This is a genomic window from Psychromonas saccharinae (assembly GCF_051201515.1).
Lineage (GTDB): Bacteria > Pseudomonadota > Gammaproteobacteria > Enterobacterales > Psychromonadaceae > Psychromonas.
On the sequence record NZ_CP195153.1, the window covers coordinates 3124442 to 3144479 of the forward strand.

At 37.7% G+C, this 20038-nt stretch carries 22 protein-coding genes; 6 read left to right on the forward strand and 16 right to left on the reverse strand.

The genetic code is table 11. The features are described from left to right. Position 1: 1 nt before the first annotated feature. The 3 genes from ACR30L_RS13935 to pfkA form a co-directional block, all read right to left on the reverse strand. Positions 2–724, reverse strand: a complete 723-nt coding sequence (locus tag ACR30L_RS13935) for a TIGR01621 family pseudouridine synthase (protein WP_435234853.1) — start codon at positions 722–724, stop codon at positions 2–4. After that, on the reverse strand, positions 714–1313 hold the full coding sequence (locus ACR30L_RS13940) for a UPF0149 family protein (RefSeq protein WP_435234854.1): 600 nt from the start codon (positions 1311–1313) through the stop codon (positions 714–716). Before ACR30L_RS13940 ends, ACR30L_RS13935 begins: the two co-directional genes overlap by 11 nt. A 118-nt stretch (positions 1314–1431) precedes the next feature. After that, complete coding sequence (gene pfkA / locus ACR30L_RS13945) at positions 1432–2394, reverse strand: 6-phosphofructokinase (RefSeq protein ID WP_435234855.1); 963 nt, start codon at positions 2392–2394, stop codon at positions 1432–1434. Between the two features lie 627 nt (positions 2395–3021). Here pfkA and ACR30L_RS13950 point away from each other — a divergent pair. Then, on the forward strand, positions 3022–3147 hold the full coding sequence (locus ACR30L_RS13950; protein WP_435234856.1) for a hypothetical protein: 126 nt from the start codon (positions 3022–3024) through the stop codon (positions 3145–3147). 39 nt (positions 3148–3186) lie between these two features. Here the strand turns inward: ACR30L_RS13950 and ACR30L_RS13955 are convergent, their stop codons facing one another. The 9 genes from ACR30L_RS13955 to ACR30L_RS13995 form a co-directional block, all read right to left on the reverse strand. Next, positions 3187–4749: a SulP family inorganic anion transporter gene (locus ACR30L_RS13955; protein WP_435234857.1), complete on the reverse strand. Its 1563-nt coding sequence runs from the start codon at positions 4747–4749 to the stop codon at positions 3187–3189. Between the two features lie 82 nt (positions 4750–4831). Further along, the gene (locus ACR30L_RS13960) at positions 4832–6532 is read right to left on the reverse strand and encodes a polyamine aminopropyltransferase (protein WP_435234858.1); all 1701 of its coding nucleotides are present in this window, start codon (positions 6530–6532) and stop codon (positions 4832–4834) included. Between the two features lie 118 nt (positions 6533–6650). Then, on the reverse strand, positions 6651–7550 hold the full coding sequence (locus ACR30L_RS13965; protein ID WP_435234859.1) for a DUF350 domain-containing protein: 900 nt from the start codon (positions 7548–7550) through the stop codon (positions 6651–6653). Between the two features lie 9 nt (positions 7551–7559). Then, the gene (locus ACR30L_RS13970; RefSeq protein WP_435234860.1) at positions 7560–8498 is read right to left on the reverse strand and encodes a hypothetical protein; all 939 of its coding nucleotides are present in this window, start codon (positions 8496–8498) and stop codon (positions 7560–7562) included. Positions 8499–8506: 8 nt separating this feature from the next. Beyond that, complete coding sequence (kdsB, locus tag ACR30L_RS13975; RefSeq protein WP_435234861.1) at positions 8507–9274, reverse strand: 3-deoxy-manno-octulosonate cytidylyltransferase; 768 nt, start codon at positions 9272–9274, stop codon at positions 8507–8509. Next, the gene (locus ACR30L_RS13980; RefSeq protein WP_435234862.1) at positions 9274–9459 is read right to left on the reverse strand and encodes a Trm112 family protein; all 186 of its coding nucleotides are present in this window, start codon (positions 9457–9459) and stop codon (positions 9274–9276) included. The genes kdsB and ACR30L_RS13980 overlap by 1 nt, the downstream gene beginning before the upstream one ends. Continuing rightward, a complete protein-coding gene (lpxK, locus tag ACR30L_RS13985) occupies positions 9456–10418 on the reverse strand; it encodes a tetraacyldisaccharide 4'-kinase (RefSeq protein ID WP_435234863.1) in 963 nt (320 codons plus the stop codon). The genes ACR30L_RS13980 and lpxK overlap by 4 nt, the downstream gene beginning before the upstream one ends. Beyond that, on the reverse strand, positions 10418–12169 hold the full coding sequence (gene msbA, locus ACR30L_RS13990) for a lipid A ABC transporter ATP-binding protein/permease MsbA (protein WP_435234864.1): 1752 nt from the start codon (positions 12167–12169) through the stop codon (positions 10418–10420). Before msbA ends, lpxK begins: the two co-directional genes overlap by 1 nt. Before the next feature lie 20 nt (positions 12170–12189). Further along, positions 12190–14583 (reverse strand): DNA internalization-related competence protein ComEC/Rec2, encoded by a 2394-nt coding sequence (locus ACR30L_RS13995; protein WP_435234865.1) that lies wholly within the window; start codon positions 14581–14583, stop codon positions 12190–12192. A gap of 36 nt (positions 14584–14619) precedes the next feature. Here ACR30L_RS13995 and ACR30L_RS14000 point away from each other — a divergent pair, with 36 nt between their 5' ends. Then, the gene (locus ACR30L_RS14000; protein ID WP_435234866.1) at positions 14620–15132 is read left to right on the forward strand and encodes a DUF2062 domain-containing protein; all 513 of its coding nucleotides are present in this window, start codon (positions 14620–14622) and stop codon (positions 15130–15132) included. Between the two features lie 62 nt (positions 15133–15194). Here the strand turns inward: ACR30L_RS14000 and minE are convergent, their stop codons facing one another. Genes minE through minC form a run of 3 tightly spaced genes read right to left on the reverse strand, consistent with a single transcriptional unit; the run spans position 15195 to position 16996 of the window. Then, complete coding sequence (gene minE / locus ACR30L_RS14005; RefSeq protein WP_435234867.1) at positions 15195–15461, reverse strand: cell division topological specificity factor MinE; 267 nt, start codon at positions 15459–15461, stop codon at positions 15195–15197. A gap of 1 nt (position 15462) precedes the next feature. Further along, positions 15463–16275 carry a septum site-determining protein MinD gene (gene minD / locus ACR30L_RS14010; protein ID WP_435234868.1) on the reverse strand — a complete coding sequence of 271 codons (813 nt, stop codon included), beginning with the start codon at positions 16273–16275 and terminating at the stop codon, positions 15463–15465. A 22-nt stretch (positions 16276–16297) separates the two neighbouring features. After that, positions 16298–16996, reverse strand: a complete 699-nt coding sequence (gene minC, locus ACR30L_RS14015; protein ID WP_435234869.1) for a septum site-determining protein MinC — start codon at positions 16994–16996, stop codon at positions 16298–16300. 125 nt (positions 16997–17121) lie between these two features. Between minC and ACR30L_RS14020 the strand changes: the two genes are divergently transcribed. From ACR30L_RS14020 to arsC, 4 genes are read left to right on the forward strand one after another with little or no spacing between them, the layout of a single operon-like run. Continuing rightward, entirely contained in the window at positions 17122–17421 is a 300-nt protein-coding gene (locus ACR30L_RS14020; RefSeq protein WP_435234870.1) for a YcgL domain-containing protein, read from the forward strand. Further along, positions 17408–18424 carry a lytic murein transglycosylase gene (locus tag ACR30L_RS14025; RefSeq protein WP_435234871.1) on the forward strand — a complete coding sequence of 339 codons (1017 nt, stop codon included), beginning with the start codon at positions 17408–17410 and terminating at the stop codon, positions 18422–18424. Before ACR30L_RS14020 ends, ACR30L_RS14025 begins: the two co-directional genes overlap by 14 nt. A gap of 7 nt (positions 18425–18431) precedes the next feature. Beyond that, positions 18432–18872, forward strand: coding sequence for a YcgN family cysteine cluster protein (locus ACR30L_RS14030; protein ID WP_435234872.1), 441 nt, complete (start codon positions 18432–18434; stop codon positions 18870–18872). A gap of 19 nt (positions 18873–18891) precedes the next feature. After that, positions 18892–19242 carry an arsenate reductase (glutaredoxin) gene (gene arsC / locus ACR30L_RS14035; protein WP_435234873.1) on the forward strand — a complete coding sequence of 117 codons (351 nt, stop codon included), beginning with the start codon at positions 18892–18894 and terminating at the stop codon, positions 19240–19242. Between the two features lie 56 nt (positions 19243–19298). On the opposite strand, the gene hda is transcribed toward arsC, so the two are convergent. Next, complete coding sequence (gene hda, locus ACR30L_RS14040) at positions 19299–20027, reverse strand: DnaA inactivator Hda (protein WP_435234874.1); 729 nt, start codon at positions 20025–20027, stop codon at positions 19299–19301. Between the last annotated feature and the right edge of the window lie 11 nt (positions 20028–20038).

A 20038-nucleotide genomic window follows, 5' to 3' on the forward strand; every position in this document is an offset into this window, starting at 1 on the left:
GTTATACTTTAGGCCAATTGAGTAATGCGAAGTTGCCTACTTCGTTAATTGTTTTTACATAACCTTCGCAGTTGAATAAATGCCCCTTTTGCGGCTCACAGTAAAAACTATAATCGTCGCCATTCAAAGTAAAATCAATCTGATAGGCATGCAGATAACCACGGTCATAATGATTCAGTTTTTCAGCATAAAGCGGATCCCCGCATACCGGACTCCCGACACTTTTCAATGCGACCCTAATTTGATGAGTTTTACCCGTTTGAGGTTTAATAAGAAAAACACGCAACCCATCCCCTAAGCTACGGCTAAAAAACTGTGTAATCGCTAAATTATCTTTCTGTTTTGTTAATTTCCACATTCCACGGCGCGACTTTTCCATCCCACCTTTTACCAACCCTTGTTTCTTTTTAGGTTTTTTATCTGAAATTGCTAAATAATACTTTTGGATCGAATGTTCAGTAAATAATAACGTCAATTGCGCTGCAATCTGTGGAGATTTAGCCAACAAAATAATACCTGAAGTCATTTTATCTAGACGATGCACGCTATAAAGTTTGCATCCTAATGCCTTTTCAGCGGCAACCACAACACCAAACTCACCATCTTCACTATGAAAGTTAATATCCGCTTGCTTATTAATAACAATGAAATCGTCATTTTCAAAAACTAATGAGAAGTAATCCGCATAAAAGCTTATCTTTCCGCTATTGTATTCACTCATCATCGTCATCAATCGACACTGAAACATTACCGAGGGTGGTTAGCAATTGCGCTAAAATATCGACAATATCAGGCATATCAGGTAATTCATCAAACAAGGCTTTCATTTCTGGCTCAATCGTATTTGGTGAGGCCATTTTACTAAGTAGTAACATCGTTGTTTGTAATAATTTTTCGGTATTAGAATCCGGTGTTAAATTTAAATTCTGCCAATGACTTTCCGTTAATGTAAAAGCAGATAGATAGCCCGCAGCAAAAAGACTTGCTTGCTCCGTTGGATTAGCATCAGTATCTAGCCAATCATTGGTTGGCAGAAGTAAATGAGAAAACTCACGATAACTAAACAAACAACATTCATAAGAAGCTAATACCGCCGTAGCAAAGTCCACCGCTAACGTTTCGTCTGCAAAGGAAGGATCTATCCCATCTTTCCATAAGTTAGGAAACCATTCATCTAACGCTAATGGCTTAGGAGAAGCAGCAATGCAACACAAAAAACCCACTAACTCATGGGCCGGTCTGATTGTTTTTTTTACTTCCTCATGTTGATATATTTCCATCAATGGCTCAAAAGGGTTAGTCGAATTTGTCATTTTTAGTTCCTTTATTTATGGATAGATAACAAAAAGCCTACCAGAGGCAGGCTTTAAATATTATCAACATCATGTTAATTCGAGTCACTAACATAATAAAGTGTTAAAGCAATTATTCCTAGAATAGTGCTTGAGATAAATTGTACAGATCTTGACGGAATGGACGTTGCATCTCTTCCAAACATTCGATGATATCATGATCAACTAATTTATTATTTTGAATACCAATACAACGAGCACTCTTGCCTTCCATTAACAACGCAACGGCTTTAGCACCCATACGGCTTGCTAAAACACGGTCAAATGCCATTGGAGCACCACCACGCTGAATATGACCAAGTACCGTTGCACGTGTTTCTGAACCCGTTTTAGCTTCAATCGTTTTAGCTAATTCATGCACATTAGTAACATGTTCAGTAATAGCAATAATTGCATGCTTTTTGCCTTTTTCCTGACCAGATTTAATTTGTGCTAATAGATCATCAACATTGAAATCAATTTCAGGAACGATAACGTATTCACTACCACCAGCAATACTTGCCCAAAGCGTTAAATCACCACAATGACGGCCCATAATTTCAACAATAGAAGTACGGTTGTGAGAAGAAGAAGTGTCACGCAAACGGTCAACAGCATCAACAACGGTATTTAAACAAGTCATAAACCCGATAGTGTAATCCGTCCCCGCGATATCATTATCAATCGTGCCAGGAATACCAATACAGGGATAGCCCATTTCACTGAGTTTTTTAGCGCCCATGTATGATCCATCACCACCAATAACAACAAGTGCTTCAATACCATGTTTTTCTAGATTTTTAATTGCTTCTTCACGCACTTTTACTTCTTTAAACTCAGGAAAACGTGCACTACCTAATACCGTACCACCACGGTTAATAATATCGGAAACTGAACTACGGTTCATTTTTTCGATTTTATCTTGATGAAGTCCAGCATAACCATCATGAATACCATATACTTCGATATCATTCCCAAGACAACAACGCACAACAGCACGTACTGCTGAGTTCATGCCTGGGGCATCCCCACCACTTGTTAATACTCCGATCTTTTTAATCATTAATTACCTCGACTAATTTACATAAATTGATTATTACGCAGGATTTGAAAAACAACCTTCAAATAACCTGCACTATTATTTTAAATTTTGGTGTGACCAATGATACGACCCTAGTAGTCTAGTCGTATTTATCCATCACGTGGTATTGAAAATTAATTTCACTCCAACGACTTGGAAATACATTCCTATTTCCAAGTAGCTAGGACATAATTAAGTGGCGTAGTTTACATCTTTTTTCTCAATATGTAGCTATATTGTTATATAAAGAAATAAGAAACATGAACTAGTACAACAATTTTTGAGATTCTATTTAACTTTATTAATGACTGCAAATTTTACAGAATTAACCTCGATAAAAATAGTAAATATTTACCCTTAAATAATCTAAATCAATTTTATTATTCAACAATCTAAGAGTTTAAAAAATATAGATAAAATATTTATTTTTCGTGGAATTTATTTTGTAACATATTGTATATTTAATAGATAAAAACACCAAAAAGACTTGATATAAATAATTATATCTTCATGTTATTAATCACTGACTAGTGAAAGTTAATCATTGTCATTTGTTTGTAATATTAATCCTCTAGATTAACCATCACAAAATAAAATAGGAGCAAAAAAATGAAGCATAAAAAGAAGAATTTACGTCAACAACATATTTGGTTTTCATTATGGAATGCTAAAACAAATACACAGCGCACCAAGGAAGACGAAATTTATTATCCAACGCGTATTTCAAACAAATAAAAACAGGTCATTGACCTGTTTTTTTATCTTGCGGCTAACTTAAGACAATATATCCGAAGCTACTTTATAAGAAGGGTCTTCAATTAAGTTAATTTCTACCAGTATCCCCGCCCGACGTAATAACTCTCGACAATCACGACTCAAATGACGAATATGCAGACGTTTACCTTCACGTGTATAACGCTCATTTAATACACTAATCGCTTCAATAGCAGAATGGTCTGCCACACGCGAGCCAACAAAATCAACAATCACACACTCAGGATCACTGGTCACATCAAATAATTCCAAAAAGTTACTCACTGAACCGAAAAATAAAGGACCATTAACACGATACACTTTTTCATCACCCGCTTCGTTAATATCACTAATTGCGTGAATATGACGCGCATGCTGCCAAGCAAACACCAATGCAGAAACAATAACACCAACAAATACCGCAATCGCTAAATCAGTCATAACCGTAACAGCACTCACCAAAACGATAACAAAGGCATCTTTTTTAGGTACATTACGCATCATTTTAAATGAAGCCCATTCAAAAGTACCTAAAACCACAATAAACATTACACCGACCAATGCAGCCAATGGCACAACTTCAATTAAACCTGAAGCGAAAAGTATAAAGGCAAGCAAACCTAATGCAGCAGTAATACCCGATAGACGACCACGTCCGCCAGAGTTAATATTAATCATCGATTGACCAATCATGGCACAACCACCCATACCACCGAATACACCATTAACCATATTAGACGCACCTTGAGCAATACACTCTTTATTGGCACGACCACGGGTATTTGTCATTTCATCAACAACGGTCAAGGTAAGTAATGATTCAATCAAGCCAACAGCTGCAAGGATCAATGAATAAGGTAAGATAATTTCAAGCGTTTCCAATGAAAATGGCACAGCAGGCAATGCAAAAGTAGGTAAACTACCTGCAATGGTTGCATTTTCATCACCAGACATAGAACGAAGGAAGTCCACTACTGTACGCGTATCTAATGCCGGTACGAAATACACCAATAAAGTAACAACGACAATGGCAACCAACGTTGAAGGAACAGCGGTAGTCAGTTTCGGTAAGTAATGAATAATAGCCATGGTTAGCAACACTAAACCTAACATGATGTAAAGCGGAGGTCCCTGTAACCACTCAAAACCACCTTGTGCATTTTTAACTTTAAATTGGCCAAGTTGGGCAAGAAAAATAACAATCGCTAATCCATTGACAAAGCCAATCATGACCGAGTGTGGCACCATTCGAATAAATTTACCGAAACGCAATACACCAAATAACATTTGAAACAAACCGGCTAGCAATACAGCAGCAAAAAGATATTGCACACCTTGGACACTAACAAGCGAGACCATAACAACGGCCATTGCCCCCGTTGCCCCGGATATCATACCAGGGCGTCCACCAAAGATTGAGGTCACCAAACCCACCATAAAGGCAGCGTACAAACCAATCATCGGATCAACACCCGCCACAAATGCAAATGCCACCGCTTCAGGCACAAGAGCAAGCGCTACGGTTAAACCCGATAACACATCATTTTTTACACTGTTTTTAGTGAATTTTGGAAATTCAAACACGCTTTATTATTCCTTCTTAACATAAGTCAAATTATTTAACCGTGAAGTATAACCAGTTTTAAAATCAATAGATAGTTAACGATTATTGTGATAATTCAGTTTCCCTTTCCCAGGCTTTCTGATGATATTGATACAATTGATTCGTCCCGAGGTAATTCACTTTTATGTCATTGATATTGTCATAAAAATGCCGATTAAAAATAAATGAAGCCTGTGCTAAATCTTTCGTTAACCAATTTGTATTAACATCAATTTTATTAAATTCTTTAAGACGCTGACTAGGACTTCCACCGGATTTAGTGGCAATTGTCCATCCCCACTCGCCAAATGAGGGCACATTTTGATGGTATTGTTCAACGGCAGAAAAATTTGCTGCTTTAACGGTTTTAGCAATCGAAATAAATGCACTTTTAGCATGAAATGGAGAGGTCGATTGAATAACAAAGGCCCCATCCATGCTGAGTAAATGAGCAAGCCGATAATAAAAATTAACACTGTACATTTTATTAAGGTCTGGATGGCTTGGATCCGGTAAATCTACGATAATAGCGTCAAACAATTGTTTCTGTTGTAATAGTTTATCGATTGCAATAAAAGCATCATCGTTAATAACGTTCACACGTGGATCTGAAAAACTATCTTGATTAAGTTGATGAATTTTAGTCGCTAAAAAATCGGGCAAAGCAGCTTCGGGGGTTTTGAATAAAGCGACTAAGTTAGGATCGAGATCAATTAAAGTGACCTGTTTAGGATGCCATTTTAAAACTTCACGCAAGGCTAATCCATCACCACCACCAATAATTAAAATATTATCGTGCTTCTGAGAGATTTGCATAGCAGGATGCACAAGAAACTCATGATAAATTTGTTCATCTAAACTAGAAAATTGTAATCGACCATTAATATAAAAGTTATAAATAGGGGCTAATCCCCCACCAAGTTGGCGCTGAGTAAAAACAAGATTTTGATAAGGCGTTTGGGTTTGATATACCACTTTATCTAAATACAGCATATTTTGCATATGTCGTTGCCATGCTCCCCCATATTGGAAAACAGCAATAACCAGGCAAGTCAGCAATAAATGCCCGAACAACATCACTTTAATAAATCGAATACGTTTACGAAAACGCACTAAAAAAATAAATCCAGCGATAAGATTTAGGGTTGCAGTTAATGCGGCAGCTTGGCTTATTTCAAGATGCAACATAAACATCACCCAAATAGCAGCCCCAATTCCCGCTCCAATATAATCAGCACCGTAAATTGTCCCCGCATTATGGGCTAAATGATAACCATAAACAGTTTCACGAATACGCGCGATTAACGGTATTTCCATTCCGATTAAGAAACCCAGTATAAAAGCGAAAAAATAGGGAAGTCGCGTACTCATCCAAGTAATTTTGGAAAGAATCCCACCAACCGGTAGAACATCTGCAGGAATTTGATAGGTATCAGCAATAAGATGCGGTAAGGTTTGGCTAAAGCCAATAATAGAGGCAATAAAAAGCGTTGCACTACAACCAATAAAGGCAACGACTAACTCTAAAACAACAAACCCTTGAAACGCATCTTTTACATGTTTTGCGGCAAAAGCGCCTAGCCCCATCGACACAATCATAATACCAATAATGGCATAAATAACCGTTTCAACACTGCCTAAAATACGTGCAGAATAATGGGATAATAAATACTCATAAATCAAACCACAACAAGCTAATGTCGCCATGATCAGTATTAACAAACTATCATCTAGCAATAGTTTTATTTTTTTAGAATCGTACATTAAATTTCCGAATTAAAACAAAAAGGCCATCGTCAAATGATGGCCAGATACAAGCTCAGAGCGACGAATAACGAGCTTCGAACTTTATATTTTCGAAGCTAGCAACTCGGTGCTGTTTTTAAGACATTAACGCCATTAACAATAACGCAATAGAGAAGGATGTGGCTAATTCAATGGTAGCAATACCAATATTCTCCTGATCTTCGACTTCTTCGCGGCGATCAATTCCCCACAATACAATTCGTTTCGCTAAACCAGTTAAAAGTGTCAGTGCAATCATTAATAAAAGACTCATTAACGCCCACTGCAAAATACCATTCCAAATATTCTGTGCGTCATAAATAATAAAATAACTTGCAGCAGTCACCGACATCGCAGTTGAAATTAAATAACCGCTATATCGAATGGCTAACGCAAGCTGACCGCTTTCTAAACGAGCCTGAAAGGTTACACCATTATTACGCGCAAAACGCCATTCGAATACACGTGTTATTAGTACTAACATAATCTGTGAAACAATCCATGCCGAAATAAGTGCAATAAATGTCTGTATATCAATACCTTCAACCCAAATCAAAGCTGCGCGAACGACAATTGCAGTAGCGATAACTGAGGCGCCATCGACAATGCCCACGGAAAGATTACGCTGTAATATCTGTTCTTGCTTATTAAATTGCGGCAAGGCAAATTTATCGTGAATGTACCGCCCGGCTTTAATCAATAATAATCCAACAAAACCATAAACAAGCATGCCGAATAACTCAATCAGATAAGAGCCAGCTAATTCTCCAGTAATTGCACCACTTAAGGCAATTCCCATCGCAGCAACACCACCGGCCATACTAACGCCATAGGCAAAATTATCCTTTTTAGAAAGCTCGTCTGTCGTATCTATTTTACCAATAATACCCATAGTAAAACGGATACCACCCAATAATAAAATTGCAACGGCCATATCAATCAGTAAATAACCAAAAAGCCCACTACTATTCGATAATGCTTCTATTAATTCATTCATATTTATACCCTATTTGCCACGACTGATACCACGAGAAGTCGTGGATGAACTGTTTCTAAAGCTACTCGATGATTTTGATTTTGAATAACTTGATTTCCCTGAAAATGAGGTCGATTTTTGTGCTCGCTGACTTGAGCTAGACATACGACTTGCGCCTGATTTTGATTTCGCATAGGGGCTTTTAAAACCACCTTTATTCGCAAACTGTTTTTTAGTTTTCGTTTCTAAATCATTCTGCGATTTCATCTGTTGCGGAGAAGTATAACGATTACGTCCATAATCACTGTAATAGCTATAATCTCGATTAGATGACCAACGGTCGTAATACACTGGTCGTGGCGACAGTGCTGAAAACATTGCATACATTCCATACCACTGCCAAAATGAAGCACCACTACTATTCGTTTGCCAATTACCGTATTGTGGATTACCAATTAACTGGCTACCTGCTCCATTATCTTCAGCACCATTAGCTTGCAAACTCGTTTGCTTGCTAATCGCATTCACCCGGGCTAATTTACCATCGGACATATCGGCAATAACATTAATTGAATCGGACAATAAATCATTAAATAGATTCGGATCCGATGCCTCGATCAATGTTTCGCTTTCGTACAATTGAGCTTCAATATCACCGATTATCGCGGGTTGCTCTTTAAGGGTGTTTAATCGTTTTACCAAACTTTGATATAACGGCCCGTCTTTTTCAGCATCGCGACTTAATTGTTGCAGAAGCGGTTTAAGTTCCGGTCGCTCACTACTGAGTATCTTCGCATACTCACGCAGGATCGTCGTATTATGTATTGCATTCGTTTCCAGTGTTTCGCCTAAATTATCGATCAAAACACCTGCCGTTTTGATATTGCTTGCAAGACGATCTGGACGTTCATCACCACAGGCAGTCAGCATAAGACCAAAACAAAAAACAAGTAACAGTTTAATTTTCATCACTTCCCTTAATTTGATAAGTAATCAATAACGCGTTGTAAATCATCGCTAGTATCAACCCCAGCAGGCGGAATGTCACAGGCTTGTTCTACATGAATTTTAAAACCATGCCATAGGACACGTAACTGCTCAAGTTTTTCAATCAATTCTAATGGTGAAACCGACAATTGCGCATACTGAGCAAGAAAATTAACACGATAAGCATAAATCCCGATATGACGCTGTAATTGTGACATATCAACATGTTTATCTTGCTGACTTTGTTGGTTAAAACCTTCCCGATCCCACGGAATCGTTGCACGACTGAAATACAATGCCATATTATTTTTATCTGCAACAACTTTAACTGCATTAATATTAAATACATCCGCAAAATCATCAATCGGAGCGCTCAGCGTTGCCACACTTGCTTGCTTATTTTCCAACAAGTTTTTTGCAACCTGACTAATCACAGTCGGTGGAATCAAAGGCTCATCACCTTGAACGTTAACGATAATTTCATCGTTAGAAAATTGATATTGTTGGCATACTTCAGCTAATCTATCCGTCCCTGACTCATGGTCTTTAGCCGTCATGCACACATCAATATTGTCCACATGTGCTAATGCATCGACAATGCGTTGATCATCCGTAGCAACAATAACCTGCTTTGCCCCGCTTTTAATCGCCTGCTCAGCAACCCGTTCAATCATGGTTTTACCCAAAATATCAGCAAGTGGTTTTGCAGGAAGTCGTGTGGATTGATAACGTGATGGAATCACCACAATAAAAGACATTAGTAGATTTCCTCATCGGGTGAAATACGGCGAGCACGAGTTTGTAATAACGCAGGAATACCATCAACAATGGGATACGCTAAATGATCATATTTACAGATAAGCTCATTAGTTTCTTTATTAAACGCTAATTTTCCTTTACAAATTGGACAAGCGATAATATCTAGCAATTTAATATCTATCATTGTATTTCCTTAATCTTTTCTAGTAACTGTTGTTCAAGGGCAGTGGGTAACTCAGCTGAAATGGGTAAATACCACCAATTTTCCTGTGCAAATGCGATACACTTGACGGCATCTTTCTCAGTCATCAAGAGTGGTGTGCTTTTATCAAATTGACTAAAATCTTCGGCACGATAAAGGTGATGATCAGCAAATGACACGGTTTTATTCAACACAAACTGTTGATGTTCTAACGTATCAAAAAAACGTTGTGGGTAACCTATCGCGGCACAGGCATTAATCGTGCATCCATGTGGTAATGTGCGAGACTGCCCATCGACTGTCAGGCAATGATCAGGCTGCAGCAACATAGTAAACTCCCCTTCACATTCCTCGCCATTATTAATAATAAAGTCAACCTCTTTTAAACGAGATAAAGGTTCTCTAAGTGGCCCCATTGGCATTAGGTGGGCGTTACCAAAACGCCTCTTACCATCAACGACCACGATCTCTATATCACGCTGAAGAGCATAGTGCTGCAAACCGTCATCGGTAATTATAATATCAGCAAGGTTATGTTCAGATAAATAGGCTGCCGCACGGCTTCTAATTGGATCAACGACAACGGGAAGCCCTAAGCGTTTAAAAATCATCACCGGCTCATCACCCGCCTGCTGTCCATTCGTTTGCTCATCTAACAACAATGGATAAGTATCACTCTTTCCACCATAACCACGACTGACAATCCCAGGACGATAACCTTGCTTAACAAGTAATTCACATAACCAAATAACAAAGGGCGTTTTACCATTTCCACCGACAGAAATATTACCGACAACGATCACCGGTAATTTATTTTTACTACTTTTAAGTAAACCGATGCTAAACATCCAACGTCTACAGGCTGCGACACCAAAAAAAAGTAATGAAATAGGGTATAAAATCCAGCTCCACAAAGGTGTTGCTTGGTACCAAAATCCCATTACAACTCTCCAGCCGATTGCATACGACTTAAACTGTAATAAATTGCCTGTTTTTCCAATAACTGAGCATGCGTCCCCGCTTCAACAACTTTACCCTGATCAATAACTAAGATCTGATCTGCGTGCTCGATGGTAGACAGACGATGTGCAATAACAATCGAGGTACGATTCTTTTGTAATTCATCAAGTGCCGATTGAATATGACGTTCAGATTCAGTATCGAGTGCAGAGGTTGCTTCGTCTAAAATCAAAATTGGGGAATCACGCAATAAAGCACGCGCAATTGCGAGTCGTTGACGTTGTCCACCCGACAACATTGCGCCATTTTCACCAATAATCGTATCTAATCCCTCTGGAAAACGATTAATAAATTCCATTGCGTGCGCTGTTTCAGCCGCTTTAATAATATCTTCTTTTGAATATTTATCTTCGCATGCATAGGCAATATTATGCGCAATAGTATCATTAAATAAATGCACATTTTGCGATACCACCGCAACTTGATTTCGTAAGGAAGCAAGGGTGTAATCTTCAATATTGACACCATCAAGGGTTATCTCACCGCTATCAATGTCGTAAAAACGAGTTAATAAATTAGCAATAGTTGATTTACCACTACCTGAACGTCCTACTAAAGCAACGGTTTGACCTGCGTTTACCTTAAAACTAACTTGATTTAAGGCCGGTTTTTCCGCCGTTGGGTAACTGAAAGTAACATCGTGTAATTCAATATCGCCTTTGGCACGTTCCGTTTCACTTTGTCCTTTATCTTTAGCTGACTCAAGATCAAGAATCGTAAATAAACTGTGACTTGCCGTAATACCTCGTTGTATTTCATTATTAACTTGAGTCACGGCTTTAATCGGTTTCATTAGCATCATCATAGAAGTAATAATGACGGTAAAAGTGCCCGGTGTTAAGTCATCCATAATGCCAGGATAAGTAGCAAGATACAGCACTAAAGCCAAGGCCAATGATGCAAGACTTTGAATAACAGGAACACTAATTGCTGACGCACTCGCCATCTTCATCCGTTGCGAGCGAACCGAGTTGCTCACTTTATCAAATTTTTTGCTTTCTACTGGCTGACCACCAAACATTAAGACTTCTTTGTGTCCCTTCAACATCTGTTCAGATGATGTTGTAATTGACCCCATCACACTTTGTAGATTTTTACTTATTTTCCTAAAGCGTTTACTTACTATATTAATTGCAATGCCAACAATCGGTGCAATTAATAAAAAAACGAGGGATAACTGCCAACTCTGAATAAACATCATAATGACCATGGCAATAACCGTTGCGCCCTCTCGAAAAATTTTAACCATCGCATTACTTGCAGCATTAGACACTTGGTTTGCGTCGTAGGTTATTTTTGAAAGCAAATCACCAGTATTGGTTTTATCAAAAAAGCTAATGGGCAATAACATTAAATGATTAAATAACTCCCTTTGAAGCTTCATAACAACATTATTACCTACCCATGCCATACAATAGGAACTCAAGAAAGCAGCAACACCACGTGCAGCAACAATAAGAATGACAAAAAATGGCATAAAAGTTAACACACTGGGATTAGCCCCGGTCAACCCTTCATCCATCAATGGTTTAATGGAATACACAAACGTAGCATCTACAGCTGCGTATCCAAGCATGCCGATAACAGCCCCTACTAACCCTAATTTAAACTCTTTGACATAGCCCACTAAACGCTTAAAAATCTGCCAGCTATTATTTTCGGTATTTTCCATGAATGTACCCATGATTAATGTTACAGAGAAAAAAGATGATGATACCAATAAGGCGCAAGATCTTCTCTATATGTTTGCATCTGAATATGCTCTTTTTCCATTTTAAATCGAATGAATCCATTCAGTCCAGTATTGACCATCTTAACAGATTGATTTTTATAACGTACTTTTACTTCTTCGGCAGGAAATTTCCAGCGATTAAGAAAGCCAGCACTAAATACAACCCATTGAGGTTTTACACTAGCAATAAACCCTTCACTCGATGAGTGCTTACTGCCATGGTGAGGAGCCAAAAGTATATTACTTATTAAATTATCTTGATGTTTTTCCATTAAGATAGCCTCTTGTTTTTTCTCAATATCGCCAGTTAATAAAACCGCTAGCTCTGTATCACTAATGCGAAGTACACAGGAATTATTATTGTTATTATTGGTTAATTTATAAGGCGCGAATACATCCACGTTCAATTCTCCCAATAACCAAGATTGTCCTGCATGGCAAAATTGCGTATTTATATCTTTATTAATTGAATCATGGGTTAATGGCTCACCGAGTAACAGTTGACCGATAGACACCTTTTCACTAATAACACTGACTCCACCCGCATGATCAATATCACTATGACTAATCACAAAGTAGTCTAAATGCTCAATTCCAAGGGATTGCAAATAAGGCAACACGACCGTCGATGCCGTTGAATATCCAGAAGGATATCGAGGCCCACTATCATACAGTAACACCTTGTCTTGAGTACGAATTAATACAGCTAATCCCTGCCCAATATCAAATACCTCAACATACCATGGTGAATATGACTGATGATTTTTTTGCCATAATGTAACAGCTAGCGTGAGAATATAAATAACTGCAAAGAAAAAATTAATCAACTTATGCTTGGTTTGAAAATAGACAAGAATAACCACCAAAATAAGGCTCATGATTAATATATTATTTTCAGCACTAAAGACTGAAAAATAAGAATAGAATTGCTCGGCTCTAGCAAATAATTCAAAAAATAATGAAATTAAATAGTCTGCAGGTATTAAAAATACTAAGGCTAAGCTTTCCGATACAACAGACAAGAAACATCCCAATAATATTAATGGAATAATTATTAATGAGAAAAGCGGGACAGCAACAAAATTAATCAACGGTGATAACCAATTAAAAGCAGAAAAGCTCATTAATTGCATGGGTAACATCAATATAGTTAGTGCAAGTTGAATTAATATTAAAAATTTAATATATCTCTTTACTTTCATCCATGGCAATTGGCGCTTTGTATTTTCGCGCCCCTGGCTCACAACGGGAAAACGCCACAGCACCATTAAAATAATCGATACGGCTAAAAAAGACATCCATAAACTGATACTTAAAATGGCAAGCGGATCCCATAATAAAATAGCTAATAAAGCCATACTTAACAGGTCAACTAGCCCACATCTACGCTTCATGGACAACACCACCACACCCAATAACAACATTAAAAAAGCACGTTGTGTCGGCAGTGAAAATCCCGCTAAATAAGCATAAAAAAATGCTCCACTTAATGCCGTTAAGTTAACTAAACGCCAGGTTCCCCATCCTAAAAACTGACTAGGCAGTATCCGTGTGATTAATATATGGATGATAAAATACAACAGAGAAAATAGTAGCCCAATGTGCAAGCCTGAAATAGCAAAAAGGTGAGAAATAGCTAATTGTTGAATTAGTTCTTTTTTTTCTAAACTGATCAACGTCTTATCTGCAAAAGAAAGTGCTAATAGAATACCTTGATTATCAAATGCATCTGTTAGATGTTTAATTTTCTGGTAAAATCTTGCACGTAAAGAAATGTCAGCTGAAATACGCGCAATGTGCTCTTTAACACTGGCTTGATAAGCAATATGTTGCGAGTAACGCCATTTTTGACGATCGAATCCGCCTGGATTAGCGTAACCGTAAACCGGCTTAAGACGAATAATAAATTGATGGATTTCACCTTCCTGAACAATAATATCCGGTTTATACCACCGCATTTCGATCAAAGGCGAATATTTTAAATGATTATTATCAATATCGAGTAATTTAGCGGTAAAATAACTTTTATTTTTCTGGTTTATTAACGAATTAACTTGCACAATAACAGCGTGATTTTCACCATCCGACAGTGCCTGTAAAGAAGTGTCATTAACTAACGGTAAATGCTGCTTTAAAGTATCAGGGATGGGTAATGAACCTGTTAGTGTTAAATTAACATAGCAGGTAAAATAAATTGCAATAAATGGCACAATGGCAAGATAGCGTGCACGAGGCACCATTAATAAGCCGACACTAAGTAGTAAGCAGTAGAGAAGCCCATTGCTATCTATCAACTGAGGCCAGAAAACAGTTGATATAAAAATGGCAATTGTAAACCATACAAATATGCGCATTATTATCCGAATTAATTAACAATAAACCCTAATTATATGCCAAAAAATTTTATTAAGCGTTTTTCGCCTAAACCTGAAATATTAAAAGCTCATCCATATTTTAAACATTTTGGCAATGCATTTCAGAACCCTAACCTATGGCATTTAAATCGCAGAAGTGCAGCAGGCGCAGCAGCCGTTGGTCTTTTTTGTGCGTGGATGCCAATCCCTTTTCAAATGATACTTGCAGCTGTTATCGCTATATTTTTTACGGTTAATTTGCCTATTTCTGTCGCATTAGTTTGGCTTTCTAACCCACTCACTATGCCGCCACTGTTTTATGGCGCGTATCGTCTAGGTGCTTGGTTACTGCATGAACCTCCGGTGCACTTTCATTTCCAATTATCATTTCATTGGTTGGTATCAACCTTTGAAACAATTGCCCCTTCCTTAATGTTAGGATGTTTTATACTTGGATTATCATCATCGTTGCTAGGGTATTTTATATTTCGGGCATGCTGGCGATTTAGCGTTTCAAAGAAATGGCTAAGTCGAAAAAGAAAGGTGTAATCAAAAGAGTGCTTATAAAAAAACACGATCTAACTAATTAGATCGTGTTTAATACATTGATATTATTTATTTTTTGGTAGGGCAACATTCACTTCAAGTACAGACATATCATCATCAGCTTTATCTGAAAATTCACATTTCACATCATCACTAGAAATATCCATATACTTACGAATAACAGCAATAATTTCCTGCTGCATCTCCGGTAAATAAGAAGGGCTAATAGCACTTGAATGCTCATGTGCAACAATAATTTGCAGCCTATCTTTAGCTAACTTGGCACTACCTTTTTTAGGTTTATCCTGTCTAAAATACTGTAATAGTCCCATCTTATCCTCCAAATAAACGGCTTAAAAACCCTTTTTTCTCATAGCTAATAAAACGAAACTCTCGCTCTATACCCAACAAACGATCCACGGTATCTTGATATGCTTTACCAGCATCACAATCTTGATTAATAATAACTGGTTCGCCTAAGTTAGATGCATTCAATACATCTTGCGATTCAGGAATAACCCCAATTAAATCAATACCCAATAAATCATCGATATCATCAATACTTAACATCTCTTCTTTCTCTACACGCTCAGGGCTGTAACGGGTAATTAATAGATGCACTTTAACGGGTTCTAGTTTATTTTCAGCACGATGTGATTTGCTCGACAACATCCCCGTAATGCGATCTGAATCTCGCACTGAAGATACTTCAGGGTTAGTCGTAACTACCGCTTCATCGGCAAAGTACAAGGCCATCATAGCGCCTTGCTCAATCCCCGCAGGAGAATCACAAATAATATATTCAAAACCATCTTCTTTCAGTTCAGCGATAACTTTCTCAACACCTTCTCTTGAAAGCGCATCTTTATTGCGGGTTTGTGAAGCGGGTAAGATATACAAATCAGGTATGCGTTTATCTTTGACTAGGGCCTGTTGTAGATTTGCCTCGCCATTAATAACGTTGATCAAATCATAGACAACTCGACGTTCACATCCCATGATTAAATCTAAGTTACGTAGACCGATATCAAAATCGATAATTACCGTTTTTGCACCTGTCATTGCAAGGCCGGTGCCGATCGCAGCACTACTTGTTGTTTTACCCACACCACCTTTGCCTGATGTTACAACAATTACTTTCGCCATTATTCTTCCTTAACTAAATTAACTAAATCTTACTTAAATTGGCTAAGACTATTTGCTCATTTTCTAATGAAACAATACAGCCTTTACCTGCAAAATCTTCGGACAAATCATCGCTTAACTTATAGATACCAGCGACTGAAACAAGCTCTGGACTAAGCAATTGACAAAAGATAGACGCCGTTTTATTTCCCATCGCACCTGCTAATGCTTTACCACGTAAAGCACCATAGATATGAATACTACCATCTGCAATGACTTCTGCTCCAGCACCAACGTCACCATTAATAACAAGATCACCTTCTTTAGCGTAAATTTGTTGACCAGAACGTACGCGTCCCGTGTAAACTTTTGTCTTCACATCCGAGTTAACTTCCGTTTCTCCACTCGAACTCCCCTGCTCTACAGAAGCCTGTTCTTTACGCGCTTGACGTTTAGAACTTCTTAACACTGCAATTTTTTGTGCTTTAACATGCTCTTTTTGTGTGTCAGATAGGTCACCCGAGACGCCAACCAAAATAAACCCTTGTTCAGTAACAACTTGAGTTAATTGAGAGAAATCAACATTCAATGAATGATCATCCAGCTTAACAACAATCGGCGCATCATTAAAAAATTCTGGTGCGGTCATTCTTTTTCTTTGTAATTCTTCAGAAAGAACAGAAAGATCCTCACTATCAATATTCACCACTAACAAGGTGAAATTCAATGATTTCAATGTCATAATTATCCTATTTTTTTGAAATTTTGATTAATTGACTTATAAAACATAATTTTCTATCAAAATTAAACCACTATGCATGTTATAGTTTGCAACCAGATTAGGCAAGTAAAGGCTACATTAGTATTATGTTATGTGCTGTATATAAAAGTATTCAAAAATCACAAACTTATCTTTTTATTGCAAAAAGAGATGATTTCTCATCTGTACCCGATGCACTATTATCGCAATTTGGTCCACCACAACTGGTTTCAATCCTGAACCTCCAAGACAACACTAAGCTTGCACTCGCTGATTCAGCCAATGTACAAGCATCAATCACTAAAAATGGATATTACCTGCAACTTCCCCCTCCTCCCGTTGACTACTTAAAAGAACATAAAAAATGGCAGGAACAGCAAAAAGGATTAACGAATGAAATTAACTAATAATGTATTTAAATATTTATTCTCAATAACTCTGAGCAGTGTCTTAATTATTCAGAGCGCTAATGCAGAGGAACAAGAAAAAGTGCCTTTTGATACCTATGTTCAACAATTAAAAGCAGAAGCTACAGAAAAAGGTATTAGCGAAAAGACCATTACAGAAGCATTTACAAACGTTAAGTTTTTACAGCGCAGTGTTAAAGCAGATAAAGCACAACCTGAATTTAAATTAACATTAGACACTTATATTCCCCGTGCAGTACCGGAATGGAAAATAAAAAAAGCCAGAGAACAATACAAAAAACATTATGTATTACTGCATAAAATAGGTAAAGAATACGGTGTTCAACCCCGTTTCATCGTCGCATTATGGGGAATTGAAACTAACTTTGGTTCGCTTACTGGCGGTCAAAATATTATTTCAGCATTAACAACCATGGCTTATGAAGGACGTCGTGAAGCGTTGTTTAAAAAACAACTATTTGCAGCACTGACTATTTTGGAACAGGGGCATATCACCGCAGATAAATTTATCGGTTCTTGGGCTGGTGCGATGGGACAAGTACAATTCATGCCAACGTCTTATCTTAATTATGCAGTAGATTATGATGGTGATGGTAAAAAAGATATTTGGAATAATTACGGTGATGTTTTTGCATCGGCTGCTAATTACCTAAAAACCGAGGGATGGGATGCCTCACAAACCTGGGGACGTCAGGTTATTTTACCAAAGGATTTCGATACGGAATTAGCCGGTATTAAACAACAAAAAACACTTCAGGAATGGCAGGATTTAGGTGTTCGTCGCTTTAATGGCACTGATTTACCTAATGTTGATATGATGGCATCAATTGTGATTCCTGATGATAAAAATGGCCGAACTTATCTTGCCTATAACAATTATAAAGTATTAATGCATTGGAACCGTTCATATTATTTTGCAACGGCAGTCTCTCACTTATCAGAACGCATTCGTTACCCACAAATTAACGCACCAATAGAATAGGAACAACATGGCAAACTTTTGGGAAGAAAAAACATTAGCACAGATGTCCGAAAAAGAGTGGGAATCACTTTGTGACGGTTGTGGAAAATGTTGCTTAAATAAAATAATTGACGACGATACAGAAGAATTGCACTTTACTAATGTATCTTGTCACTTATTACATACGAAAACCTGTCAATGTCGTAAGTATGATCAACGCTTTGAAATTGTTAAGGACTGCGTCAAAATATCATTAGATGATATCGACCAATTTCATTGGCTCCCCGGAAGTTGTGCCTATCGCTTATTAGTAGAAGATAAGCCCTTACCTGAGTGGCATCCGTTAATTACGGGTAGTAAATCAGCGATGCACAAAGGGGGACACTCAATCAGAGGAAAAATTGTTTCCGAGGCCTCCATTAATACAGATCATTTAGAAGACTATATTGCAATTTGGCCAGCTGAATAATAAACAAAAGGATTAAACCATGACAGACGTTACTATTTATCATAACCCACGTTGCTCAAAAAGCCGTGAGACATTGGCATTACTTGAAAATACAGATACAACTATCACGATTGTTAAATACTTGGACACCCCACCAAGTATCGAAACACTTCAACAAATAATAGCCTTACTCGGCTTTGATTCTGCACGTCAATTAATGCGTACAAAAGAAGCTATTTATAAAGAATTGGCACTGAAAGAAGAACAAAATGAAGCAGCATTATTAACTGCAATGATTGAAAACCCAAAACTGATCGAACGACCTATTGTGCTTGCAAATGGTAAAGCGGCAATCGGGCGACCACCGGAATCAGTACTCGCCATAATATAAGCATGAAGTTACGAGCTGCTAACGTCGAAAAATCTTGTAGCTCGTAGCTCAAAAAGTTAAAGCTCTAGCACTTCCTTCACAAAGGGAATCGTTAGCTTTCTTTTTGCTACTAAAGATGCATTATCTAATTTATCTAATGTTTTTAGTAGCGTCCCCATTTCTCGCGATAAACGATTTAATAAGAAACGACCAACATCAACGGGTAATTTCATCCCCTTTAATTGAGCACGAAGCTGTAATGCACCTAGTTTATCTTCATCGCTCAGCGGCGATAAATAATAACAAGCCCCCCACTCTAATCGTGAGACTAAGTCATCAAGTTTAATACCGAGCTGTTTTGGTAGTGCACTGGCACACAATACAAGGCTAGACCCTGGCTCACGGTTATTTTTATTATCAGACCAACGATTATAAAAATCAAAAAGTGCTTTTTCCCACTTTTTATTGCCCGCAATTGCATCAATATTATCGATGCAAACTAAAGATACTTTTTCCATATTTTCAAAAATATCAAGCGTCATACCTTGATAATGATGTAAAGGAATATAAGCGACACTCTCACCTCGTTCGTCCACTTCAGAACACAACGCATGCAAAAGATGTGAGCGGCCACTACCAGCTTCTCCCCACATATATAAAACAGGTTCACCTAACCCAACCACACTGTTTCTTAGCTGAGTTAATAAGCTTGCATTTTGCCCAGGATAAAAACTAGCAAAGGTTTCATCATCGGGAAATTTAAGCGCTAATAGCGGATATTGAAAACGTAATTCATCCTGCGGCATAATATTCCTTA

Excerpts from the sequence above, each read along its gene's own strand:
- ACR30L_RS13940 (WP_435234854.1), bottom strand. The coding sequence starts at position 1,313 with ATGACAAATTCGACTAACCCTTTTGAGCCATTGATGGAAATATATCAA.
- ACR30L_RS13935 (WP_435234853.1), bottom strand. The coding sequence starts at position 724 with ATGATGAGTGAATACAATAGCGGAAAGATAAGCTTTTATGCGGATTAC.
- ACR30L_RS13995 (WP_435234865.1), bottom strand. The coding sequence starts at position 14,583 with ATGCGCATATTTGTATGGTTTACAATTGCCATTTTTATATCAACTGTT.
- ACR30L_RS13965 (WP_435234859.1), bottom strand. The coding sequence starts at position 7,550 with ATGAATGAATTAATAGAAGCATTATCGAATAGTAGTGGGCTTTTTGGT.
- ACR30L_RS13960 (WP_435234858.1), bottom strand. The coding sequence starts at position 6,532 with ATGTACGATTCTAAAAAAATAAAACTATTGCTAGATGATAGTTTGTTA.
- msbA (WP_435234864.1), bottom strand. The coding sequence starts at position 12,169 with ATGGAAAATACCGAAAATAATAGCTGGCAGATTTTTAAGCGTTTAGTG.
- minD (WP_435234868.1), bottom strand. The coding sequence starts at position 16,275 with ATGGCGAAAGTAATTGTTGTAACATCAGGCAAAGGTGGTGTGGGTAAA.
- arsC (WP_435234873.1), top strand. The coding sequence starts at position 18,892 with ATGACAGACGTTACTATTTATCATAACCCACGTTGCTCAAAAAGCCGT.
- lpxK (WP_435234863.1), bottom strand. The coding sequence starts at position 10,418 with ATGGGATTTTGGTACCAAGCAACACCTTTGTGGAGCTGGATTTTATAC.
- ACR30L_RS13950 (WP_435234856.1), top strand. The coding sequence starts at position 3,022 with ATGAAGCATAAAAAGAAGAATTTACGTCAACAACATATTTGGTTTTCA.
- pfkA (WP_435234855.1), bottom strand. The coding sequence starts at position 2,394 with ATGATTAAAAAGATCGGAGTATTAACAAGTGGTGGGGATGCCCCAGGC.
- minC (WP_435234869.1), bottom strand. The coding sequence starts at position 16,996 with ATGACATTGAAATCATTGAATTTCACCTTGTTAGTGGTGAATATTGAT.
- kdsB (WP_435234861.1), bottom strand. The coding sequence starts at position 9,274 with ATGTCTTTTATTGTGGTGATTCCATCACGTTATCAATCCACACGACTT.
- ACR30L_RS13980 (WP_435234862.1), bottom strand. The coding sequence starts at position 9,459 with ATGATAGATATTAAATTGCTAGATATTATCGCTTGTCCAATTTGTAAA.
- ACR30L_RS13970 (WP_435234860.1), bottom strand. The coding sequence starts at position 8,498 with ATGAAAATTAAACTGTTACTTGTTTTTTGTTTTGGTCTTATGCTGACT.
- ACR30L_RS14020 (WP_435234870.1), top strand. The coding sequence starts at position 17,122 with ATGTTATGTGCTGTATATAAAAGTATTCAAAAATCACAAACTTATCTT.
- ACR30L_RS14025 (WP_435234871.1), top strand. The coding sequence starts at position 17,408 with ATGAAATTAACTAATAATGTATTTAAATATTTATTCTCAATAACTCTG.
- ACR30L_RS14000 (WP_435234866.1), top strand. The coding sequence starts at position 14,620 with ATGCCAAAAAATTTTATTAAGCGTTTTTCGCCTAAACCTGAAATATTA.
- hda (WP_435234874.1), bottom strand. The coding sequence starts at position 20,027 with ATGCCGCAGGATGAATTACGTTTTCAATATCCGCTATTAGCGCTTAAA.
- ACR30L_RS14030 (WP_435234872.1), top strand. The coding sequence starts at position 18,432 with ATGGCAAACTTTTGGGAAGAAAAAACATTAGCACAGATGTCCGAAAAA.
- minE (WP_435234867.1), bottom strand. The coding sequence starts at position 15,461 with ATGGGACTATTACAGTATTTTAGACAGGATAAACCTAAAAAAGGTAGT.